The organism is Thioclava sp. GXIMD2076, from assembly GCF_037949795.1.
Classification (GTDB): domain Bacteria; phylum Pseudomonadota; class Alphaproteobacteria; order Rhodobacterales; family Rhodobacteraceae; genus Thioclava; species Thioclava kandeliae.
In genome coordinates this window covers 2,480,393-2,502,761 of sequence record NZ_CP149932.1, presented here as the reverse complement: position 1 = coordinate 2,502,761, position 22,369 = coordinate 2,480,393, and the positions used below count along the sequence as shown (strand labels likewise).

At 55.8% G+C, this 22,369-nt stretch carries 17 protein-coding genes and 2 pseudogenes; 10 read left to right on the top strand and 9 right to left on the bottom strand.

What is annotated here, in order from left to right:
- Positions 1–800: 800 nt before the first annotated feature.
- Positions 801–4,040, top strand: a complete 3,240-nt coding sequence (locus tag WDB91_RS12360; RefSeq protein ID WP_339112855.1) for a metallophosphoesterase — start codon at positions 801–803, stop codon at positions 4,038–4,040.
- A gap of 718 nt (positions 4,041–4,758) precedes the next feature.
- Here the strand turns inward: WDB91_RS12360 and WDB91_RS12355 are convergent.
- Positions 4,759–5,310, bottom strand: coding sequence for a fasciclin domain-containing protein (locus tag WDB91_RS12355; RefSeq protein ID WP_339112854.1), 552 nt, complete (start codon positions 5,308–5,310; stop codon positions 4,759–4,761).
- Positions 5,311–5,610: 300 nt separating this feature from the next.
- On the opposite strand from WDB91_RS12355, the gene WDB91_RS12350 reads away from it, so the two are divergent.
- From WDB91_RS12350 to WDB91_RS12330, 5 genes are all read left to right on the top strand, one after another.
- Complete coding sequence (locus WDB91_RS12350; protein WP_339112853.1) at positions 5,611–6,330, top strand: hypothetical protein; 720 nt, start codon at positions 5,611–5,613, stop codon at positions 6,328–6,330.
- Positions 6,331–6,426: 96 nt separating this feature from the next.
- Positions 6,427–6,660, top strand: coding sequence for a hypothetical protein (locus tag WDB91_RS12345; protein ID WP_339112852.1), 234 nt, complete (start codon positions 6,427–6,429; stop codon positions 6,658–6,660).
- 203 nt (positions 6,661–6,863) lie between these two features.
- Positions 6,864–8,045, top strand: coding sequence for a formaldehyde dehydrogenase, glutathione-independent (fdhA, locus tag WDB91_RS12340; protein WP_339112851.1), 1,182 nt, complete (start codon positions 6,864–6,866; stop codon positions 8,043–8,045).
- 329 nt (positions 8,046–8,374) lie between these two features.
- Positions 8,375–9,208, top strand: coding sequence for a polysaccharide pyruvyl transferase family protein (locus WDB91_RS12335; protein WP_339112850.1), 834 nt, complete (start codon positions 8,375–8,377; stop codon positions 9,206–9,208).
- A gap of 226 nt (positions 9,209–9,434) precedes the next feature.
- On the top strand, positions 9,435–9,704 hold the full coding sequence (locus WDB91_RS12330) for a hypothetical protein (RefSeq protein ID WP_339112849.1): 270 nt from the start codon (positions 9,435–9,437) through the stop codon (positions 9,702–9,704).
- 187 nt (positions 9,705–9,891) lie between these two features.
- Here WDB91_RS12330 and WDB91_RS12325 read toward each other — a convergent pair whose 3' ends face one another.
- The 5 genes from WDB91_RS12325 to WDB91_RS12305 form a co-directional block, all read right to left on the bottom strand.
- A complete protein-coding gene (locus WDB91_RS12325; protein ID WP_339112261.1) occupies positions 9,892–11,262 on the bottom strand; it encodes an IS1182 family transposase in 1,371 nt (456 codons plus the stop codon).
- A 155-nt stretch (positions 11,263–11,417) separates the two neighbouring features.
- Entirely contained in the window at positions 11,418–11,855 is a 438-nt protein-coding gene (locus WDB91_RS12320) for a hypothetical protein (protein WP_339112848.1), read from the bottom strand.
- Positions 11,855–12,238 (bottom strand): hypothetical protein, encoded by a 384-nt coding sequence (locus WDB91_RS12315; protein WP_339112847.1) that lies wholly within the window; start codon positions 12,236–12,238, stop codon positions 11,855–11,857. The genes WDB91_RS12320 and WDB91_RS12315 overlap by 1 nt, the downstream gene beginning before the upstream one ends.
- A gap of 8 nt (positions 12,239–12,246) precedes the next feature.
- The gene (locus WDB91_RS12310; RefSeq protein ID WP_339112846.1) at positions 12,247–13,617 is read right to left on the bottom strand and encodes a hypothetical protein; all 1,371 of its coding nucleotides are present in this window, start codon (positions 13,615–13,617) and stop codon (positions 12,247–12,249) included.
- Between the two features lie 294 nt (positions 13,618–13,911).
- A complete protein-coding gene (locus WDB91_RS12305) occupies positions 13,912–14,739 on the bottom strand; it encodes an oxidoreductase (protein WP_339112845.1) in 828 nt (275 codons plus the stop codon).
- A 95-nt stretch (positions 14,740–14,834) separates the two neighbouring features.
- Between WDB91_RS12305 and WDB91_RS12300 the strand changes: the two genes are divergently transcribed.
- Complete coding sequence (locus WDB91_RS12300; RefSeq protein ID WP_339112844.1) at positions 14,835–15,722, top strand: AraC family transcriptional regulator; 888 nt, start codon at positions 14,835–14,837, stop codon at positions 15,720–15,722.
- 323 nt (positions 15,723–16,045) lie between these two features.
- On the opposite strand, the gene WDB91_RS12295 is transcribed toward WDB91_RS12300, so the two are convergent.
- Positions 16,046–16,276 (bottom strand): hypothetical protein, encoded by a 231-nt coding sequence (locus WDB91_RS12295; RefSeq protein ID WP_339112843.1) that lies wholly within the window; start codon positions 16,274–16,276, stop codon positions 16,046–16,048.
- A gap of 41 nt (positions 16,277–16,317) precedes the next feature.
- Here WDB91_RS12295 and WDB91_RS12290 point away from each other — a divergent pair.
- Positions 16,318–17,580 (top strand): annotated as a pseudogene (locus WDB91_RS12290) (IS3 family transposase).
- 31 nt (positions 17,581–17,611) lie between these two features.
- On the opposite strand, the pseudogene WDB91_RS12285 reads toward WDB91_RS12290, so the two are convergent.
- Both WDB91_RS12285 and WDB91_RS12280 read right to left on the bottom strand, forming a co-directional pair.
- Positions 17,612–18,419, bottom strand: a pseudogene (locus WDB91_RS12285) (transposase); the annotation flags it as partial.
- A gap of 87 nt (positions 18,420–18,506) precedes the next feature.
- The gene (locus WDB91_RS12280; protein WP_339112842.1) at positions 18,507–19,691 is read right to left on the bottom strand and encodes an MFS transporter; all 1,185 of its coding nucleotides are present in this window, start codon (positions 19,689–19,691) and stop codon (positions 18,507–18,509) included.
- Between the two features lie 97 nt (positions 19,692–19,788).
- Between WDB91_RS12280 and WDB91_RS12275 the strand changes: the two genes are divergently transcribed.
- Both WDB91_RS12275 and WDB91_RS12270 read left to right on the top strand, forming a co-directional pair.
- Positions 19,789–20,388 (top strand): TetR/AcrR family transcriptional regulator, encoded by a 600-nt coding sequence (locus tag WDB91_RS12275; protein WP_339112841.1) that lies wholly within the window; start codon positions 19,789–19,791, stop codon positions 20,386–20,388.
- Positions 20,389–20,722: 334 nt separating this feature from the next.
- Positions 20,723–22,126 carry a gluconate:H+ symporter gene (locus tag WDB91_RS12270; RefSeq protein ID WP_339112840.1) on the top strand — a complete coding sequence of 468 codons (1,404 nt, stop codon included), beginning with the start codon at positions 20,723–20,725 and terminating at the stop codon, positions 22,124–22,126.
- The last annotated feature ends 243 nt before the right edge of the window (positions 22,127–22,369 follow it).

Below are 22,369 nucleotides of genomic sequence, written 5' to 3'. Positions count from 1 at the left end.
ACCTCATAACTGCCGGCCCCGCAGGTCGACGAACAAGTGAAAAAAATGAAAGAATGTTCGCTTGTTTTCAGCGCTAGGTCGGGCGAATAGCTGCCCAGAAGTCCTAGCTGCAGTTGTGCTAGCTACCAGCGACGGGAAATGGTAGCTAGCGGTAGTTGATGCGCACTATGAGACTACTACTATAAATGGTTCGAAGGAACGCCCGCTCTCATCCGCTCAGGTTTCTTGATGCCGTGGCAGGGTCGTGACGGCAAGCACAACATCGCTTAGACGTTCGTTCGATCCTTGATCTGACCAAACCGAGCGCGTCCTTGGTCATGGTTTCGTTCGTCACCATTGATCTCTGATGTCACGCGATACGTCTCACTACATCTGGTGAAACTCTCTCCTGTGAAACCGAATACCCCGTAACGCTGCAACTGTTGCGATAAAGCATCTAACAAGGTTAACTCTCTTTCCATGTTTGCCCTATAAGTTAAGGAAATTGGTATTCTCTTTCGGTTGCGGCCCCAGTTCGACTTTCCCTTCAATTAGATTCGTAGCGAATCCAGGGGCTACGGTGTTTCTTCGACGATTTAGTGTTGTGTGTTTGGAAGGATATGTCGAAAACTCGGATAGTTTATGGAGAAAACGTTAAGAAAGCTCTACCATTCCCCGCGGTGATGCCAGACATATAACATTCGGAAGGAATCACGCATTAGATGCTAAAAGCTTTTTCGGTAATATGCATGGCTTGAATAGCCAGCGATATCTTTTGCGAGTTCACAAGGTTTTGACATGATGACACACTGGGGCGTTTGATGGCTAAATTCTCATTCCTGCACTTTTCGGATGTGCACTGGTCGGAGGCGAAGCGGAATGACATTTCTATCGTCCGTGATGCGCTATTGAATGATCTAGGTTCCTTGATGGACGACAAGGGGGTGTCCATTGATTTTGTAGTTTGTACGGGTGATTTGGTGCAAGCTGGAGAGAAGTCTGAAGACTTCGATCTTGCTCACGCTGAATTTGTCGAGAGCATCATTAAATTCACGAACCTGGACAAGGAGCGGTATTTCATATGCGCGGGAAATCATGACATATCGAGATCCAGCGTTAGAAAGAATAAGATTCTTGAGAACGGTCTGAAGGTAACATTGAATTCCACGGAAGAGGTTAATCGTTTCATTGATGACGCGAGGAATGAAGAGCCTAATGCACTGCTCGCGCTTGATAGATGTTCGAACTTCACCAAGTATCAATCAGTTAAATCTGCGACCCCAAGTGTTTCGCATGCATTACATAGATCCTACGTTTTGAATCTGAACGGCATGCAGGTCTTAATAACTAGCTTCAACAATTCTTGGAGAAGTAGTGGGGAATCGGGTAACATTGACAACGGCAAACTCCTCCTTGGCGAGCGAAATGCGGACGACGCAATATCCTCTCTGCCTGACGCAGATGTAAGGATAGCGCTGTTTCATCACCCGCTGAGTTGGCTTTGTGACTTTGATGAGCTGTCGGTTGAGCAACGGCTCAGTCAGAATTACGACATTATGGCTTTCGGGCACTTGCACGGTGTAAGACCCGAAGCAAGGCAGACAATCTCAGGAAAATCTGTATTTCTCCAAGCGGGTTCGATCTTCGCTGAAAGGAAGCACCTTAATAGTTATCACGTCGTAACTGTTGACAGTGATACGGGTGAGGTGGAGCTTCAGATTCGAACATATTTTGATGGTGCGCGACGGTTTGGGGCAGGAGAGAATGTCGCTGAGGGAGGAGTAGCGCGCTTCTCATATCAACCTAAAAAAAAAGAGCTAAACGTCGAGCTTGAGAAATATTTAAGAGATTGCCGCCCAGTTATCCGGCAAAAAGCCCTAGAGCAGTTCAATATTTCGGATCTTTCGGCGATTCACCGGAGCGACCCACATAGCGCTTACATTGTCCCGCCTTTATTCCATAGCTCCGGCGTTTTTAGTTCTTCAGGAGCACTGGAAGAAACTGCGGAGAATGAAGATTGCGCTTTTGTTGAAGCTGGAAAACCAGGCGATGAGGCTAATCTCTCCGCTTTGCTCCGAAGTGGCCGGAATCTAATTTTTACTGGGGATCGAGAGATTGGAAAGACGAGCCTTGCCCACTATTGTTCAGTCTTGCTAGCCGAGGGCGCCTCAGGCAAGCCGGTTGTTCCTGTTATCGTCAGCTCCAAGATCTTCAAGGGGTCTATCTACGAGCTAGGCAGAGCAGTCTCCAATTACTTACCAGTATCAAAGTCAGGGTTTGACCTGGAAAAGAGTTTGGCATCGGGTGAACTGACGCTCCTAATCGATAACTTCTCTGGAGAAAATTTAAGTAGCAAGAGAGAGATTATCAAATGTATCGAGAACTATCCGAACATCCGCTGGCTTCTCTTTTCCACAGAGAGGCTTGCCAGTATGAACCCGAAGAGTCCGAATTCAGATTACATAGATAATTTTGATTTCATTAAGATAAAGCCACTGAAGAGGCGCCTGATCCGTGAGCTGACACATAGGTGGTGTGATATCACGGGCTCTGACCGTGACACGACCTATGAGCTACTAATGGAGCAGATTCGTACCAGTGATCTACCCAAGACGGGTTATATTGTGACTCTTCTGCTTTGGGCAATGCATGCGGAGCGTAGGCTGGAACGGATTAATGAATCTGTCCTTATCATGAATATGGCCGATTATCTGCTCGGCAAAGCGGACTTCTCAAACATTCTTCGTGAAGGTATGGATGTCATTGGCAAGGAAATTGTACTCAGCTCTGTTGCGATGTTTATGAAAGATAACGGCGGGCAGGCGACGCCAAATCAACTTTTGACTCATTTAATTGATTTCTTCAGGACCAAAGCCCTTAATACTGACGCGTCTGAAGCAATTCAAACTCTGGTTGCATGTGGCATTCTAAGCCGAACGGAAGATTACATATGTTTTAAATATCAATGCTTCGAAGAGTATTATGCTGCGAAGCACATTGGTGCTTCGCACGCAAGACTTACGGGCATACTTAATTCCGCCGACTTCCTCCGCTATTCGCGTGAGATCGAAATTCACTCTGGGCTTTCTCGAGAAAACGACAGCATAGTTGAGATCCTGTGCGATAAGATTAAGAGTGGTTGCCCCGAAGATTTACGCCATGTGGACTTATCAAACTTAATAGAGATCGCAGATCAGAGCGATGCGGTACATGCCACAAAAGCCAAGTTGAATAGGATTCTAAACAAGAATCTTTCGCGTGAGGAAATGGATGATATTGTCGATGAGGCTGAGGCTAGATTGTCAGAGAATAAGCGACGCCCCCCCTCTGGCTCCAAGATGGAAGATGATGAAGGCAAGCCAGTAGACAGTGCGGATTATGGGGCGACGGCCGATCCAGAAAACAAGGACATCGCCACAAGCTTGTCGATGCCGGAGTATAGAGCGACGCTGATTCTCCTAGGGCGGGTCTTGCGTAACTCAGATTATACTGACGCGAGCTATAAAATCATCGCCACAGAGGATTACTTTAAGGGGAGCGCGAAGTTTTCTCTATTTCTACTCCAGTTGGCTGGCGATGTTCTCGCCAACTTTTTAAAGCGTATGAGTGAGAGTGATCGCCCGTTGTCCAAAGATGACCGAGCGATGATAGTCTACTCTTTCAAGTTGAAGCTATTCTCGTTTATGTGCTCGGATGTGGGTGACAATATCGCGACAGCGAAGCTCTGTGATATCTTTGATGGAATCTCGAAAGATTCTACGACATCGCTTACTGAACGAATATTTTCTGCCTGTGCTCAACTGGATTCTAGTGATCCGAATTGGGTGCATCGCTGGAAGATTATGATCGACGACAACGCAAAAGACAGGGTCTTTTTGGATATTATGGCGGAGAAGCTACTCGCATTCTCTACATCTAAGACAGCAGCAGTTCCCTTGCGTAAAGGAATCGAAGAAGTGACATATGAGATAAAGCGAATACTAGGTGCTCCCAAAAGTGCGAAAGGCTCCATCCTCAAGGGGGTGCGCGCAGCGGTCGCATTGACGGAGAAGGATGATTGATGCGTCAATATCGCCTACTGCGAGATATCCTTTTGTCGATTTTTCACACTTCCGATAACGCAACGTAGTGCCATTGAATGCCGAATTGGATCACCCTTCGATTTTCCAATTCGGCACGCATCAGGGCAGAGCATCGGTTCGGGAAGGGGTTGGCATATTATGTCCTCCAGAGGTCGCGAGACTTCGCTGACTCAAAAAGGCTGTTTGCCCTGGAATATTACAAGGGTGAATAGCCGCCGTCCGGCAGAGGGCCAGACTGTTAAGCTTCTGCAGTTGCGCGTGCTGCAACCGATTGATCTGCCATCGGATCTAGATGCGAAGTGCTTCTGACATTCTGAAAACTAGCGAGAGGCTTTTGGATCAAGTGGAACTCGGCGCGGTGAACCGACGGACGGTTCTCGGGTCTGCCGCAAATGCTGAGTCGATGGGCCGCTTCTGCGCTTTTCTGCCATTCGTCGGCGGTGCGACGAATGGCGGCAATCCGCCCTTTTTCCACAGGAAAGGCCTTTGCCCTAGCGCGTTAATAAAACTGTAATCCAAAACATGTGCCAATATACCGCTGTAGGACTGCTCTGTTGAGCAAACAACGCAGGCGCATGGGATGAAGATCGATTTCTTGTGACAAAAATATTTTTAGCAGGAAGACCGCTCGATTTAGGAAATAAAGAAGGCTGCCGCGACACGCAGGGCGTCGCGGCGGCATCAATCGGTAGGGCGCTTATTTCGGCACCAAGACGTGATCGACCACATGGATTACGCCATTCGACTGATCGACATCGGGGATTGTCACACGGGCAACCGTACCGCTCTCGTCATAGATATAGAGCATGCCGTTCCGCATCTTCGCCGAGAGGGCGTCGCCTGAAACGGTCGTGAAGTTGGCCAGCCCGTCGGAACTCATTTGTGCCTTCTGCGCGATCTTCGCCGCGGTCCAGTCGCCTGCGACCACATGCGCCGTCAGAACCTTGGTCAGCATCGGTTTATTTTCCGGCTTCAGCAGGGTCTCCACCGTGCCGGCCGGGAGCATATCGAAGGCTGCGTTGGTGGGGGCGAAGACCGTGAAGGGCCCCGGGCCCTGAAGGGTATCGACCAGACCGGCTGCCTTGACTGCAGCAACCAGCGTCGTGTGATCGGCCGAGTTGACGGCATTCTCGACAATGTTCTTGGTCTCGTACATCGGCGCACCGCCAACCATCGGGTTTTCGGCAAAGGCCGGAACTGCTGCGCCAAGGGCTGCGACGAAGCCGAGTGCGAACTTGATATTGGTCATGAACTTTCCTCCTCAAAGCGCCGGTTTCGTCCGGAGCTGTAAGAGCCACGAGACCGTGATGTCCGAAGTTGCACCATGATGCAGAAATATTTTGCGCGTATGGCCGGGGCTCCGCGCTCCTGCCAGCGCGGACCCATCGGGAGCGGCGGGGTTCCAAACTGACAAGCACATGCCAGTGCCTGCGGCGCCGCAAAACTGCACCGCTCAAAATGCTTCGTGAGGTGAATTTCCGCCTCGACGTTCCTCGTCCGCAGGCTAGGTCGCGCGGTCGGGAAAGCCGAGATCGGGAAGGGCATGATCATGTGGAACTGGATAACCGAGAATGTCACGGCCTTGCAGGCAATGGTCAGCCTCCTATCGACGGTGGTGTGGATCGTCTATCTGAACCTGTTCCTGTCAAGCTATCAGCGCCAGAAACGTTCGAGCATCCTGATTTCCCGCGCGGGGAGCAACCAGATGGGGGCGCATTGCATCGTGTCGAATATGGGATCCGAGCCGGCCTTTCTGGTGGATGTGCTGGCAGAGATCGCGACCGACGAACGGATCATTACGGCCAGCGTTGCCGATCGTCTGGAAAGCTGGGATGAAGGCGCATCTCCGAGCACGACGGTCTCTGCCGAAGGGCCGATCGAGAGCGGCGGATATACCGATATCGGGACCTTCGAGCAGCTCTTCGATCGCGTCTGCCGCCAGTCCGAGATCGAGAATTGCGCCCATCGCATCTCCCACGTTAATCTGATCGCGATTGCAGCAACCAATCAGGCGAGAGAGCTTGTGGCCGCGCACCGCAGTTTCGAAGTGAACCGGTCTGAAGGACGTGCGCCACGTCTGCATCCGGTTCAGGTGGAGGCCATCCAGATCCGCTCGCGGCATAAGCGCAAGAAGCTCACCGCTATCCTGAAACAGATGCAGGATTATCAGGCCATAGAAGGCTCGGTCATGGGAGAGCTGGGGCATCCCCGACACCACCGGCTTGTGTTCTGGCGGCGGGGCGCAGGGTCTCAGGCCCTCGCGACATGACCGAAGCGGTGTCGGGCGCCTTCGGAGCTCGCCTCGGCATCCTCCCGTCCTACCTGTCATCGGCCATACTACCGAGGTAATTGGAGGAGAAACCCGATGGGCAAACGCGAAGACTTCTTGTGGATCGTTCAATCGATCATGATCAAGCATCATGACAACATCACCGGCTGGTCGAATGTCGTCGGTGATGCCGTGGCGGCAAGCTATTGCATCCCGGAAGATATGACAGCACGGAAGGCTGCCTCTGATTTCTGCTCCGCAAAGGTCGAGGGTTTTGCCGAGGATGCCGACGTGCCGATGTGGATGGCAAACCTCGAAGATCCCGTCTGAACGTCTTTTGTTGAAAGTAAGGTGGGCCGAGGTCTGGGCCGCGGGTGATCCGGACATCCGCCTGTCGTTGGCGGCCGTGGCGGTGTCGTATTCCGCCATGTAATCCAGCTCATGAAATATAGCCTCCTTCAACGGGGCTCCGCATCCCTCGGTATACCGACATGCGGCGCCCCGCCTGTGCAAGATCAAGGGAGGAGATGCACATGAGCAATATCGGAGTTGTTTACACCGGTCCGGGCGTCGTCGAGGTTCAGAAGATCGATGATCCGAAACTCCAGGCGCCGGATGGGCGCAAACTGGAGCACGCGGTCATCCTGAAGGTCATCTCGACCAATATCTGTGGGTCCGACCAGCATATGGTGCGCGGGCGTACCACGGCCGCGCCGGGCCTCGTCCTAGGCCACGAGATCACGGGGGAGGTGATCGAGATCGGGTCCGACGTCGAAATGCTGAAAGTGGGGGATATCGTCTCGGTGCCGTTCAACGTGGCCTGCGGCCGCTGCCGCTGCTGTCGCGAGGGGGACACGGGCGTCTGCCTGACGGTCAATCCGGAGCGCGCGGGTGGCGCCTATGGCTATGTCGATATGGGTGGCTGGATCGGTGGGCAGGCCCGCTATGTCACCGTGCCATATGCGGACTTCAACCTCCTGAAATTCCCCGACAGGGATCAGGCTTTGGCGAAGATACGCGACCTGACCATGCTTTCGGACATTCTCCCGACCGGCTTCCACGGAGCCCTTCAGGCGGGCGTCGGTGTCGGCTCTATCGTCTATGTCGCAGGCGCCGGCCCCGTAGGGCTTGCGGCGGCAGCCTCGGCGCGCATTCTTGGCGCGGCGGTGGTCATGATCGGCGACTTCAACAAGGAACGTCTCGACCATGCGGCCAAGGTCGGCTTTACACCGGTCGACCTCTCCAAGGGGGACAATCTACCGGAGATGATCGCGGAGATTACCGGATCTCCCGAGGTCGACGCGGCAATCGATGCGGTCGGTTTCGAGGCGCGCGGTCATTCGGGCGGAGAGCAGCCGGCCATCGTGCTGAACCAGATGATGGAAATCACCCGCGTGGCAGGCGGCATCGGCATTCCCGGTCTCTATGTCACCGAGGATCCCGGCGCTGCAGACGAGGCGGCGAAATCCGGTAACCTGTCGATGCGGTTCGGTCTGGGCTGGGCCAAGGCACAAAGCTTCCACACCGGCCAGACGCCTGTGCTGAAATATAACCGCCAGCTCATGCAGGCGATCCTGCACGACCGCCTGCCGATCGCGGACATCGTCAACGCAACGATCATGCCGCTGGACCAGGCTGCAGAAGGCTATAAGAGCTTCGACAGCGGCGTCGCGAAGAAGTTCGTCCTCGACCCGCACGGCATGCTCGCCTCCTGAGCCCTGTCCCGACGCCACAACCGTCGCCCTGAGGGGCGGCGGTTACTTTATGCTGCGTGCGGCCTCACAAATCGGCAAGCGCTCCGCGCGCATGTGCTCGAGCCGCCCCCAGCAGCCGGCATTCAGAGAGTGCCCGATCTGGTATCTGCCCAGACGATACGAAGGGCGGAATGCCACCGTTCATGTTTGAACTCTTGGGCGCTAATACTTTTCCTTATGCTCGCCTTACAATAAAATTGCTCCCAGAAAGGTGCTTGCACACCAAATTTACGTTGCCCTTTCAACTGCAGCATTGCAGGCTCAGGAGTGATGATTGAGGGGTGCCAACTATGCGAAATGTATTGGAAGATTTTTTGGTCGATGAAGAAAGGCTGATCGTCAATGCAAACGGCGAGGTGCCGCTTGTTTACTGGCCAGTCACGCCAAATTTCGGGGACGACATGTCTCAGTGGCTAATGGAAAAACTGACTTCTAAGCGAGTTGTTCGAGCCGCCGAGGGTGAACCGTGCTATGTCGCCATTGGCTCAATTATCAATCGAGTAACGAATGAAGCGCAAGTTTGGGGAACAGGATCGTTCGGACCTGAGCCGCCGCGACAAGTCAATCCACGAGCAACGTATCACGCAGTTAGAGGGCCTCTTACTAGGGCACGGGTTCTGGATCGAGGTCGTGAATGTCCAAGGGTTTATGGTGATCCCGCTCTTCTTGCACCGCTTTTTTTCCAAGATAATATCCCAAAAGACGCTGATATCGGCATCGCAATCCGCTGGTCTGACGATGATTGGAAAAAGCTCGATGTGGGAAGCGGAATAAAACTAATTGACTTCGGGACTTCCGACGTCGAAGGAACTCTTCGAGAGCTGCTCTCGTGTAAGAAGATCATCACTTCGTCGCTTCATGGTCTTATAATTGCGGACACTTACGGAATTCCGTCGGCTTGGCTTTCTTCGACCACTCCTAAGGGAGGGGAGTTCAAATTCTACGACTATTTTCTCTCGGTAGATAAGGTTCGACACACTTACGAAGTTAGACTGCAAGACATCGAATTGACAGTTGAAGCGCTTGAAACTCATTTTAACTTCGACGCGCGACCAATCAATTTTGATCCGCGTGAGCTTTTGGGCGCCTGCCCATTCTTGAAAGCTGCTCCAAGCAACCCTTGAGGCGAGGGATGACTAATGAGCCGTGAGCTGATGCTTGAAACAGCGGCCAGGGTAGTTAACAGCTCATCATGGAGGGGCCTTACCAAAACGTAACCTCTTTTTGGGGCTTCTCTACTCTAGACGCTGCATAGAGATCTCATGCTTTTCTAACAGCAGGATCTGCATTCCGCGTACGATGTGATTGATGCGATGAAGCGGATCACAGCATAGAAAAGGAGCAAGATTCATGAACAATATGCAATTCAAAGAGGCTCGAGAAATGCTAGGGCTCTCGGTCATCGAAATGGCTGAGATGCTTGACACCGATGAGCACACAATTAGCCAGATCGAAAGCGATCCGGGAGTAATTCAGCATCAGGCCCTTGCGCCGCGTATAGTTCGACTTATGAATGCTTATATCGACGGGCACAGGCCCGATGATTGGCCGGGTGAATTACTGGATGACTGGCCGGAGGTAGATACCCCGCGCGATGATTGGCCAGCAATGGACACGTGAACTAGCTGTGCCCCGCCCGATTGAGATATTCGTGCAAAATGCGCAGACGCCCAAGGCCGAAGAAAGGGCGGATAGCGGAAGTTCACTGCTGTCTGAACGAACGGCAGCTATGCGATGATATTGTTGATAAAGTCGACGTTCGAAGCGTTTTGCGTACGATCCTAAAAGATCGGATTGCCGGCTCCGCTCATGCGGGGGCTGGCCCGGGCACCAACTTGGCCAGTTTGCGGAGGTTCTGGGCGGTTGCGGCGAGTTGGAATTGCTCGGTTGCACCCTTGGGTCCGCGCAGACGCATCATGCGCAGGCCGATGTAACGCTTCAGATGGGCAAAGAGCATCTCGACCTTTCGCCTTTGCATGAACGAGGTCATGTAGGCGTCGGTTTTGCGAATTTCGCGAGCGATGTCTCGGGCCGCTTCGTGAACCGAGCGGAGCACTTTTCGGGCGGGTTGGGTCGGACAGCATTGCGCTTTTAACGGGCAAATGTCGCAATCCTGCTTGCGCGCGCGGTAGCGGATCAATCCGTCCTTGCTGACATTCGTGGTGCGCGGCGTAGAGAATTTCCGGCGGGACGTCTCGAGCGTATTTCCGGCAGGGCACGTATACCGATCGGTGGGCGTATCGTAGACAAAGTCGTCCCGCGAGAAGGTGCCGTCGGTGCGTTTCGATTTGTCCCAGACGGGGATGTGAGGGGCAATCTTGCGCTCCTCCACCAGCCAGCCCAACATTTCGGCCGATCCGTAGCCTGTATCGCCGACCAACTTTCCGGGTTTGATGCCAAAGCGTTGCTGAACGCGGTCGATCATGTCCCGTGCGGCGCGCGCCTCCGCTGGCCGTATCGGAGCTGTTGGCTCGACATCGACGATCACAGCATTATCCAAGTCCACCAGATAATTGGTAGAATAAGCGAAGTATGCGGCACCGCCGTCGGCTCCCGTCCAGCGGGCAGCCGGGTCTACTGGCGAGATGTACTTGGGAACGACTGCGGTTGCGGCGCCGAAAGCTGCATCGTCGAGTGTTTCAATATATTCGTTCACGGCTCGAGACAGCAGGTCTGGCGACAGGCCTTCCTTGCTGTCGACGCCTCGCGTCTGATTGGCATTCGCCGGGATCAAGCTGGCATCGACGCCGAAGCTGTGACCGCCGACCAAACCTTCATTGATGCATCGTTGCAGAACGGTCTCGAACAGATGCCGGAACAGCCCGCTCTCACGGAAACGCCCGTGCCGGTTCTTGGAAAATGTCGAATGATCCGGCACCGCGTCGGTCAGATCGAGCCGGCAAAACCAACGATATGCCAGATTAACATGAACCTCGTCGCAAAGCCGCCGCTCGGACTGAATGCCCATGCAATAGCCCAGCAGAAGCATGCGGATCATCAGCTCGGGATCGATCGAGGGGCGCCCGCCAGAACTGTAGAACGGTGCCAGCATTGGCCGTACATCCGAAAGGTCGAGGAACCGGTCGATACCCCGCACCGGGTGATCCAACGGCACGAAACTCTCAATAGAGAAATCGTAAAACAAAGCGCCCTGCGCAACTTGCCTTGGCCCCATCATTGCAATGCCCTCCACTCTCAGAACGAGTGAATCAAAGCCTCGGGCGTCAAGCAACGGACTTTTTCAACAATATCCGATGCAAGCAGACTTACAAAAGTGGTCGTGTTGGCGCATACTTGAAGGGGGTGCAAGGCCCGTTCGCCTTCGCTGACGTCCTATGATGTCTCGTCTTCTTCCTCAGCATCATCAAGGTCTTCTGCGTAATCGGCCTTGAGTTGATCAATCAGTTCTTCGGTTATCCATTGGTAGCCCATCCGCGAGACGCTCCGATAGTGCCTTTCCTTGAATGAGGCGAGGGCCGACTTAAATTGAACCATGACAAGAACGGCATCGCTGACCTGCGGCAAGTCGTCGTCGTCTAGAGCCTCAAGATATTTTGCGTCGGGTTGACCTTCGAGCACGACCAACAGGTTTTCAAGAACGCGGTTCACGATCTTGACTTTGCCTGCACTCATAGAAGCGTCGGGCTTTTTCTTTGAAAGCTCTTTCACTTCGTTGAGCAAGGACGAGAACACATCGTGGCTTGCTTCATACTCAGCGACTTTGGCATCTGTCGTGATATAGGAGAAATAGTAGTCGTCTTCAAATGCCATTATTTTCTCCCGATCTTTGTCGGTGGGCCAGATCGAATCTCGCTCGGCACCCCATTCACAACATACTTCCACACACCATTCGCGAACCGAACATTGTCGGAGCGAAACCTCTCCGCTTCTTCCATATACTGAGAAATGACCATCGTAACGTCACTCGTAGAAGGCGCGTCGTCAGGCTCGAATTGATCGAACTCCTCAAATGGTTTGTATTTCTGGCCAAGCACTTCGTTTCCCATCGCTAGGACGCGATTGATAAACTTGAGCTTGAATGTATTCACCGCATCATTCGGGCTCTTCTTGGCGAGCGTGCCGATTTCCGCATATAGGCCTTGCAATTGACCAACTAGCTTTTCCAGCCGCTCTACATCTTCTTTGCTGTCCATGATCTCTCCTATGGGCAAGCTCGCCGAAACTCGACGTATTTTTTGTTCAAAATGTCAAGCGGCGCGCGTTGTTTACTGTCAAAGACCTCGACCATCTGCTCTAAGTCCGCATCGGTGAGTGTGATAGCGGCCTTTCGCTGACCACCCCATAGATTGATCGTGCGCTGAAACTCAGCACGCTTGAGCGGCTTTCGGGTCACAAACACCCCGAACTTGCCAAGCTCGTCTGTCAAGTAGCGGTTGATCTGGTCGATGTGGGTTCGCTCAATCGCCGCCACGTTTTTCATCTCGAAGGTGATTTGCCGCGACCCGTAGTCGTCCATTAACTCTTGCAGGAGGGGCGTCGAGCGGGTGTTGTAGAAGATCAAGTCGCGGATGGAAACGCCGTCATCCGTGCGCGCCTGCTCCTTTGCAAAGTCAAGGTGCGGATAGAACAGCGAGGGCAACAACCTTCCGACCAACTGCTCATACTTCACATCTGCGCCGTTAGTTTTCCCTGTCGGCAGCTTCTTTATCTCAGCAAAGACCCGCTTTGCCGAAGTGACGGGGATTTGCGAGAATAGCGGATCGCTCGCACAATCGTCTGCCGTGCGTTCCTTTAACTGGATATATTGATCAATGACGCCGTAGTTTTGCCGGTTAAAGCCTAGAACCTTAACTCGCGTCAGTTCCTCTGGCTTGTGCGAAATCTCGTCCTGCGGGCAGTGCTTTTCAAAGTAATCGTCGTAACTAATCCACGGGGCAAACCGGAGCCATCGCTTTGGCACGAAGATAATCGGTGAGCCTTTTTCAGGGTTCACAGGTAATGGAACGCCAAGTTCACGTTTAAACATGCCTGAGCGAGCATCGTAAATATGCTCGACAGTGCAATCATGAGTTGGAATGCCGAGCTTGTGGCATTGCTCAATCGTGAAGTCGATCAAGAACGACTTCAGGAAGTTGCAGCCAATATCAGAAATGCGGTCCTTTGATATTCCTTCAATGAAGAACTGAATCTCCTCGAAGTGTCTGAAGCCGCTCTGCTGATAGCGCGGAATCACTTTGAATAGGTCAATTATCTCGCGAGCCTTACTTGCCCCAATCCGCTTTCCCTTTCGGGTAAGGGACGTGCCCAAGCCGACTTCGTCGCACTCGGAGGCGATAATCAAAGTCTCGATTGCCTGCGCTTCTTTGCCTTGCGCGGCAAGAACTCCAAGGTGATTGAAGGCGTTGATTAGGCCTATGTGTAGCCCATGATCCTGCTGAGAGGGCGACCGCCAGAGCATGAAGGGGTCAAGGTAGAGGGGAATGTCCTCGTCAAGAAACGGAATAGCAAAGTCGAGATCAGCCTGTGCGGCGTGAATCCCATGATAATCTGTCAGACGAGGACGAATAAGCAACGATACCGCCGTATGCTGGGTTAGGCTGCTCTACCGATACCAAATGATGTGTGTATTTGGCAACCGGGGGGTGCCGGTGTGTGTTGTTCGATCTGTCCCTCTTTGGGACCTGCCCTACGTTTTGATCGTCTGCTTTGCCTTGGAAGCGGTCATTCGTTGCGGCAGGCAGGAAAGTTCGCTAAGGGCCGGATACGTCGATGCGCGGCAGTAAAATTTCGGAAATATACGTCTTATCGTCGATGCGGCAATCGGGCCTGGTGAGCAGAAGTCACCGGCCCCGACCATTTTGAGCCCTTAGCCGTCTGTCGACGAGGAGATGGCTTTCCATTCCTCGATCTCCTGCAGCATCGACTGAAGGCGGTTGCGCACCAGGCTGAGCGCATCGCTACCGAGCAGAAGCTGCGGGGGAGGGGTGTCCGAATTCACGAGACCGAGGACGGCTTCAGCCAGCTTGTCGGGGTCGCCGAGCTGGGCGCCGTGTTTGTCTTGGCGCGCCTCGCGGATCGGATCGAAGAGGCTATCGTAGTCGGAGATCGAGCGCTCGGTCCGGATCATCGATCGTCCCGCCCAGTCGGTGCGGAAAGAGCCGGGGCAGAGGGTCGTGACATGCACCCCGAAAGGAGCCATCTCGCTGCGCATGACCTCGGAGATGCCTTGTAGCGCGAATTTGCTCCCGCAGTAATAGGCGATGCCCGGCATGGTGATGAGGCCACCCATAGAGGTAATATTGAGGATGAAACCAGCACGGCGCGTCCGGAACCTCGGGAGAAACGCTTTGGCGACCGCCACGGCCCCGAAGACATTGACGTCGAACTGGCGCCGCATTTCCGAGAGTGGGGATTCCTCCAGCACGCCCTCATGCCCGTAGCCGGCATTATTCACCAGAACATCGACCGGCCCGAAATCAGCCTCGGCCTGATCCACGATCCGGTCGATATGGTCGAAATCGGTGACGTCGCAAAGAACCGGTTGCACGTCCGGAAGGCGTTCGAGAAGGGAGGTCCGCGCCGCCTCCGAGCGCACCGTGCCGATCACGTTATGTCCCGTATTGCGCGCCGCGCGGGCGATTGCAAAGCCGAAGCCCGAATTGGCGCCGGTGATGAAGAAGGTCTTGGTCGACATGAGCTGTCCTCGCTTGCGAATTCTAATGGGGTGACAGATAGTCTGACCCAGTCGCGATAAATACGGCGGATTATCTCCAAGAATTGCCCGATCCTATGAAATCCCATCCCCTTATCGATCAGGCGGCAAGGCTCGCCCCACGCGCGGGCTATAATCCCACGGCCCTCTCGGGGCTGCGCATCCTACGCTCGGAAGCCGTGCTGGAGGATGTGCCGGTCCTCTACCGGCCGGGGGCGGTCTTTGTGCTGCAGGGCGCCAAGCAGGGCTTTCTGGACGGGAATGTCTATCGCTACGATGCCGATCACTATCTTGCCGTCTCGGTCCCCGTGCCGTTCCGGATGGCCTCGCAGGCGGATCCCGAAGAGCCTCTGCTGGCGCTCTATCTGGAATTCGACCTCCAGCTCGCTGCCGAGATCGCCGTCGCGCTGGAGGCGGTGGGCGAGCCGATGCCCGCGCAGGCGCGCAGCCTTGTCTCGAGCCCGCTGGAGCCGCGGATGCGGGAGTTGCTGGGCAGGGTTCTGGCCACGCTTTCGGATCCGCAGGAATGCGCGATCCTGGGCGCGGGGCTTTTGCGGGAGCTGCATTACCGGGTGCTGGTGGGGCCACAAGGCAGTGCTTTGCGTGCGGCACTGCGCCAGCGGGGTCCGGCCGGCCGGATTGTCGAGAGCCTGGGGCGCATAAGGGAGAGCTTCATGGCGGGGCTTTCGGTGCCTGATCTGGCGGCCGGAGCCGGAATGAGTGTTCCGTCCTACCATGCCCATTTCAAGCAGCTGACGGGCACATCACCGGTCCAGTATATCAAGGCGATGCGTTTGCACGAGGCGCGGCTGAGGATTGCGCGCAACCACGGCTCTATTGCCGGTATCGCGATCGAGGTCGGCTATCAGAGCGCCTCGCAATTCAGCCGGGACTTCCGCAGATATTTCGGGCGCAGCGCGAAAGAGGAGGCGCGCTGGATGCGGGATCACCTCGGAGAGGCATGATCAGGGGCGCGGTTTTCATAGCGAAAGGCAGCGGGGGATCGTGAAAAGGAATCAGCTAATTTGCCATTTCGCCGCCGTTCCCAGATTGCCAGTTTGTGCTCTATTTGTTCTTGTTGGAAAAATGGCCTAATGGCATGATTTCAATATATTTCGCCACAATTCAAAATCCGCTTCCGAGAGGAGTGCCGGTTCAAGTCCGGCCGCCTGTACCAACTTCAAAACATTGATGTTTTCGAGAGCGCGGCAGGGCTGTTATGCCTCTTGTTTTATGGCTCTCAACAAATCTCTCAACATTCCTGTTTCGGGCCTGTTCTGGTCCAGCCTCAAATATCGCTCTTGTCCCGCATGGATTGCGCGATTTTGGCGCGCGCTTTCTGCCGGGCAGGGCCTGCGTATTTTGCGACCATCGCTTTGGTCGTATGGCCCGAAACGGCCATGATCATATCATCGTCAAGGCCGAGCGCCCCGAGTTCGGCGCAAGCCGTATAGCGCAGACCGTGAAGGTCGTAATCCTCGGCCCCGATCTCTGGTCTTGCCCCACTGAAGTGGTCCACCTTTTGGGATAACTTATCCCGTATGATGGAGGAGTACTTCGATGGCAGGCAAACGCGAAAAGCCGGAAGATATTGTCATGAAGCTGCGTCAGGTTGAGGTCTGTGCCAGGGCCAAGGCGCGAATCTGGCGGATGCGGTGCGCCAGATTGGCGGTGAGGCATGTGCCCGCCACTGGTTCGAGGGCCATGCCGAACCAACAAACCTACTACCGCTGGCGGCGTGAGTTTGGCGGGATGAACCGCGATCAGCTCAAGCGACTGAAGGAACTCGAGAAAGAGAATACGCGGCTCAGGCGCGCCGTGTCGGATCTGACACTCGACAAGCTGATCCTAACGGAAGCCGCAAAGATGAGGGGCGTGTAGCAAACCCTCCAGTGGAGGGCTTGTAGCCCCGAACGCGAAGCCCTTCTAAGCCCGCAGCAATGTCGTCAGTGCATCGACCATGTCCGCTCGGCGCTCGGCATCTCCGAACGCCGTGCCTGTCAGGCGCTTGGGCAGCACCGGTCGACCCAACGCAAGATCCCGCTCGGTCGTCAGGACGAAGCCTTGGCTCGACCGCTGACATCATTGAACTGGCAAGGCAATACGGACGGTATGGCTATCGCCAGATCACTGGCTTGCTGCACCAGGCGGGATGGTGTGTGAACCACAAGCGGGTCGAGCGGATTTGGCGGCGCGAGGGGCTTAAAGTGCCGCAAAAGCAGAAGAAACGTGGACGGCTCTGGCTGGCGGATGGCTCCTGCGTTCGGCTGCGGGCCGAGCGGCCGAACCACGTCTGGTCTTACGATTTCGTCCAAGACAACACCGCGGACGGGCGAGCCTACCGCATGCTCAATATCGTCGATGAATACACCTAGGGCAGGTGCTGGTGATACGTGTCAAATGCAAGCTCAACTCGGTCGACGTCATCGATGCGCTGACTGATCTGTTTATCCTGCGAGGCCCGCCCGAGTTCATTCGGTCCGATAACGGACCTGAATTCATTGCCACCAAACTGCGCAACTGGATCGAGGCGGTGGGGGCTAAAACGGCCTATATCGAGCCGGGATCGCCTGGGACTGAGGAGGATCAGAAAACAGTCCGGGGGACTGTTTTCCCGACGAAGGGTATGTGGAGAGCTTCAATGCTAGGCTTCGCGACGAATTGCTTGATGGGGAGGTGTTTTATTCGCTTAAAGAAGCCCAGATCCTGATCGAACGCTGGCGCCAGCATTACAACACGCTGCGCCCGCATAGCTCTTTGGGATATCGCCCACCAGCACCAGAAAGCATCGTGCCAGTAGACCAAAGCCCCACGATGCACTAACTTTTAAACTGGACCACTCAAGTGGGGCAGACCATTCCGGGCCATTGTCGACCCTGATCGTCTTGGGCGGGCCGCGCCATTCGATGATCTGGTTCAACGCTCGGACAACGCGCTCGGACAACGCGCCCAGCGGGGAGCGAGAAGTCGATCTCGATCCCTAGGCCTTCGCGGTTGAAATCGTCTAGGACGTTCAGCAGCCGGAACTGGCGACCGTCCCCGAGGCGGTCTGCTATGAAATACATCGACCAGACTTCGTTCGCGGCCTCTGGAACCGCCGACGCCTCTGGCTTGTCCCGCTTCAGCCGCTTGCTGGGCTTAATCCTGAGATTCAGCTCCAGCTCGCGGTAGATCCGGGATAGGCGCTTGTGGTTCCACCCGTGCCCTTGGACGTTGCGCATGTAGAGAAAACACAGGCCGAAGCCCCAGGTCTTCTTTGCCTTTGTCAGTCCGGGCAGCAGACCGGCAATCTGTTCGTTCTCGTCATCGAGCTTCGGGCTGTATCGAAAGCACGTCTCGCTGACATCGAAGGCCCGATACGCTAGCGCAATGCTGACGCCCTTCATCGCCACCGCTTTTACGGCCAACTCCCGGCGTTGAGTTGGCGACTTCAGGCCTCCTTGAGCAGATCATTCTGCATGCTGACGTCAGCATACATGCGCTTCAGGCGGCGATTCTCCTCCGCTATCGCCTTCATCTCGCTGACGATACTTGGCGCGCCACTTGTACAGTGTCGTGCTGCTCATCCCGTGCTCACGGCAAAGCTCGGCTGCTGGCACACCGCCTTCCACCTGGCGCAGCACGCCCATGATCTGGACCTCGGTGAAACGTGTGTTCTTCATCGGAATCTCCTCGTTCATCCTGCCGAGAAAATTCTACTTCCGCATTCCTTTAGGATCAGGGGGGATTACCATAGGACCGGTCGATCCTCAGGCGCGCGCAAAGGCGCTTTTGCGCTCGCGGAAGATCAGTGCGGCAAGGAGTGCACCTGCCAGAGCGGCCACGGAGAAGGCCATAAAGGCGAGGTGGAAACCGCCCGCCGTGATCAGAGGCTGGGTCAGGATCGGCGAGATGAATTGGCCGATGAACAGGCTGAAGGTCAGTGCGCCCGACGCCATGCCGTGATGGCGCATCGGCACCGCATCCAGCGTTGAATTGAAGAGCGTGGGCACAATCAGACCGGGCCCCATGCCAACGAAGAGCGAGGCGACGGCGATCATCGGCACCAGCTGGACATAGCTCATCAGCAGGAAGCCCGCCGCAAGCATTACAAACCCCGCCGCCAGTACTCCGCCGCGCCCGAGCGTGCGGCGCAGGAACGGATAGACCATTGCGATAGCGCCCGCCGCGAAGGTGACGCAGACCATCATCAGGGCGGCGGTGCTCGGATCGGCATGGCCGAGTTGGCGCAGATAGAAGGCGATCTGCGTGGGCAGGATATAGAAGGTGGCGAAGGTCAGCGCCATCAATAGAAGTCCGAGCCCCAGAACCAGGGGCCAGCCGTCCTGACCCTGCGAGCTGGGGTGGCTGCCATCCGTATGCGCGTGGCTCCTTGGCTCGTCGAGGCACAGATAGAGGATCGGCAGATAGACGAGGCCCGCCAGATAGAGCGCGAACGGATAGAAGGAGGAATGGTTGGCCAGCTGTCCGGCCACAGCGATGAAGATCAACCCGCCGAAATTGATGAAGGTCATCTGTAGGCCCATGAACCTGCCACGTTCGGCGCCATGGAAATATTGTGCCACCAGCGCGGTCATCGCCGTCATCAGCATGGCGACGCTCACCCCCAGAACGAGGCGGGTGCCGAGTAGCACAGGGAGAGTGGGGGCCCAGAGCCCGGCACTGCCCGCAAGCCCGAACAAAGCGGCACCGGTGATCAGCATGGCCTTGCGCCCCACACGGTCAACCACGAAACCCGCAAACGGGGCGATGATCGCGACGGTCAGCGAGGGGGCGGTGATCAGCAGAGGGGTCAGCAGATCGGCATTCGGGGTGCCTGCGAAATAGGCCCCGATGCCTGGAAGGCCGGGGCTGATGATGGCGTTGGACATGACCGTCAGCGTGGCGGCGAGCAGCAATGCAACGGCGCGACGGTCCTTCAGCAAAGAACCCATGGGAGGCACCTATGACAATGAGGGGATTACAGTTTACAAATTCTGTAACTTGTAAGAAGTAGATATTCAAGTGCAGTAAATCCCCGAGGCCGGACCTATGCCCAGAACAGGACTTTCCTCCGAAACGTTGAAATGCCGTGCGGTCGAGGTGGCCCAGCAGCGCATAAAAGCGGTGGGATATAGCAAGTTCCGTGTCACTGATGTGGCGGCCGAACTGGGGGTCAGTCATGCCGCGCTCTATGCCCATTTTTCGGGAAAGGCGGATATTCTGGATGCGGTGGTGGGCCATTGGTTGGATCTGGCACATGAGGAGTTGCGCGCGGCGGTCTCGGGTCCCGGCACCGCTGAAGAGCGACTTGAAAGCTGGCTGATCCAGCGGCTGCGGCTCAAACGCGAGGCGGCGGTGAAGGATCCCGAGCTTTACGAGGCCTATTGCGAGGCCTCCGACCGGTTGCGCGACGTCGTCCAGCGTTACAAATCCATCTGGCGTGACCAGATTGCCAAGCTTCTGGTGCAGGCGATCCCCGGTCTGAAAGATCCGATCCATGCAGCCTGTCTGGTGCAGCAGGCGATGTATGGCTTCAACCATCCGCGGCTGGTTCTGGACTATCTCGACGCCGATACCGAAGAGGTGGAGACACGCCTGCGCGATGTCCTGCGCACGCTTATTGCGGGTTTGCGCGTCCTCTCCCGATAATCTTTTCCGAGAGGCCGGAGAGATCAGCCTCTGCCGATAAGTGGCATGGCGGGTCGGGCCTTTCTGCTCGAGCAGGTGAAGCTGCGCGTTCTGCCGCAGATGCCGGACGCATCTGGGTCCGCTCCACGGATCACGGATCGTATACGACTTCGTGAAGCCCGCGAGATTGACAAATGCTTGCCCGATGGACGCTATGCGCTCGTTCGGACATATGCATGGCTGTTTGCCCTTCAAGCAGTTGCGCCATGTTGCCGGACCCGAGAGATGCAGGTGGAGGCCCCGCATCTTCCGGCCCTGATCGGGCCGCGTGTCGTGTAACAAGTATAGGGGAGATATGACGAGTTCCGACATCCAATTACTGGCTATCGCTTTGGCTGGCGTTCTATTCCTCGTGGGGCTGATCGTCTCGCGGATCAGGCTCCATCCACTTCTGGCGCTTCTGGTTACAGCACTGGCTGTCGGACTGGCCGTGGGAATGCCCGTAGACAAGATCGTCTCCACCATGACCGGAGGCGCGGGAAAAACGCTGAGCGGCGTCGGTCTCGTGATCGCGCTTGGCGCAATGCTGGGCAAGATCCTTGCCGATACTGGCGTGACAGAGAGCATCTCGGAGGCCCTGATCCGCAAGACGCCCGCACATCTTCTGCCATGGGCTATGGCGGCGACCGCCTTCGTGGTGGGGATCCCGATGTTCTTCGAGGTCGGTCTGGTGGTCATGCTGCCATTGATCTTCTCCGTGGCGCGGAAGCTGAAAAGCGCATCGGAGACCCCGTCGGGGGTCAGGGGCTCGAGCTATATGTTTGTGGGGGTTCCCGTCATTGCCGCGCTGGCCTCGATGCACGGGATGGTTCCGCCCCATCCCGGTCCGCTGACGGCCATTGCGGCGCTTGACGCTAGTGTCGGTGCGACCATGATCTACGGTTTCTGCGCGGCAATTCCCGCAATCATTCTGGCCGGACCGGTCTACGGCCGGTTTATCGCGCCGAAGCTTGCCGCCGTTCGCCCCGATGGGGAGATGATTTCCCAGTTTACCGAGAAGACGGGGGAGGACAGGTCCGCGATGCAGCCCCCTTCGGCAGGGCTGTCCTTGCTGACGGCGCTGATGCCTGCGCTTTTGATGCTGTTGCACTCTCTCACCCAGCTCGCTCTGCCCGGGGGATCGGGCCTGCTGACGGTCACGGCTTTCCTCGGCAATCCGGTGATTGCCATGCTACTCAGCGTGCTGTTTGCGGCTCTTGTGCTCGTCTATCTGCGGCAGGGGGATGCGGAGGTTCTGCGCAGTTCAATGACGGCAAGCCTGCGTCCGATCGGGAATGTCTTGCTGATCATTGCGGGCGGCGGTGCCTTCCAGCATGTTCTGGCGGCCGCCAATGTGGGCGATGCGATCATGCATCTGAGCCTGCAATTCCATCTCTCGCCCCTTCTTCTCGGCTGGATCATTGCCATGCTGCTCTCGGTCTCGACGGGGTCGGCCACGGTCGGGATCGTGGGGGCGGCGGGCCTTCTGGCGCCGCTTGCGGGGGCGGGCAATGTGAATACCTCGCTTCTGGCGCTCTCGATCGGGGCGGGGTCGCTGTTTTTCAACTATGCCAACCATGCGGGATTCTGGCTGGTGAAGGAAAGCTTCAGCATGTCGATGAAAGAAGCTACGTTGTCTATCTCGATCATCCAGTCCATCGTGGCGCTGGTCGGTCTCGCGATGGTGCTGGTTATGAACCTGCTTCCGGCCATCGGCTGAGATCGTATCGTCGGGCAGGCGGGCAATGTCTGCCTGTCGCGTCCCTCGCCACCATGTCTATGAGGGGCCTGTTCGTCTGCAGACGATCTGGGGCTGGCAGCGGTTGTCCGGGCAGGCTTCTCCCAACAGTCAGGTCGGCGCTGATTGATTTACCAGACAGACGGCCTTGGCGCGATTCGAGAAAGTGTTTCGGATCAGGCGACAATGTTGCTGAAAACTGGCATTTAAAGCGAAAATGATTGG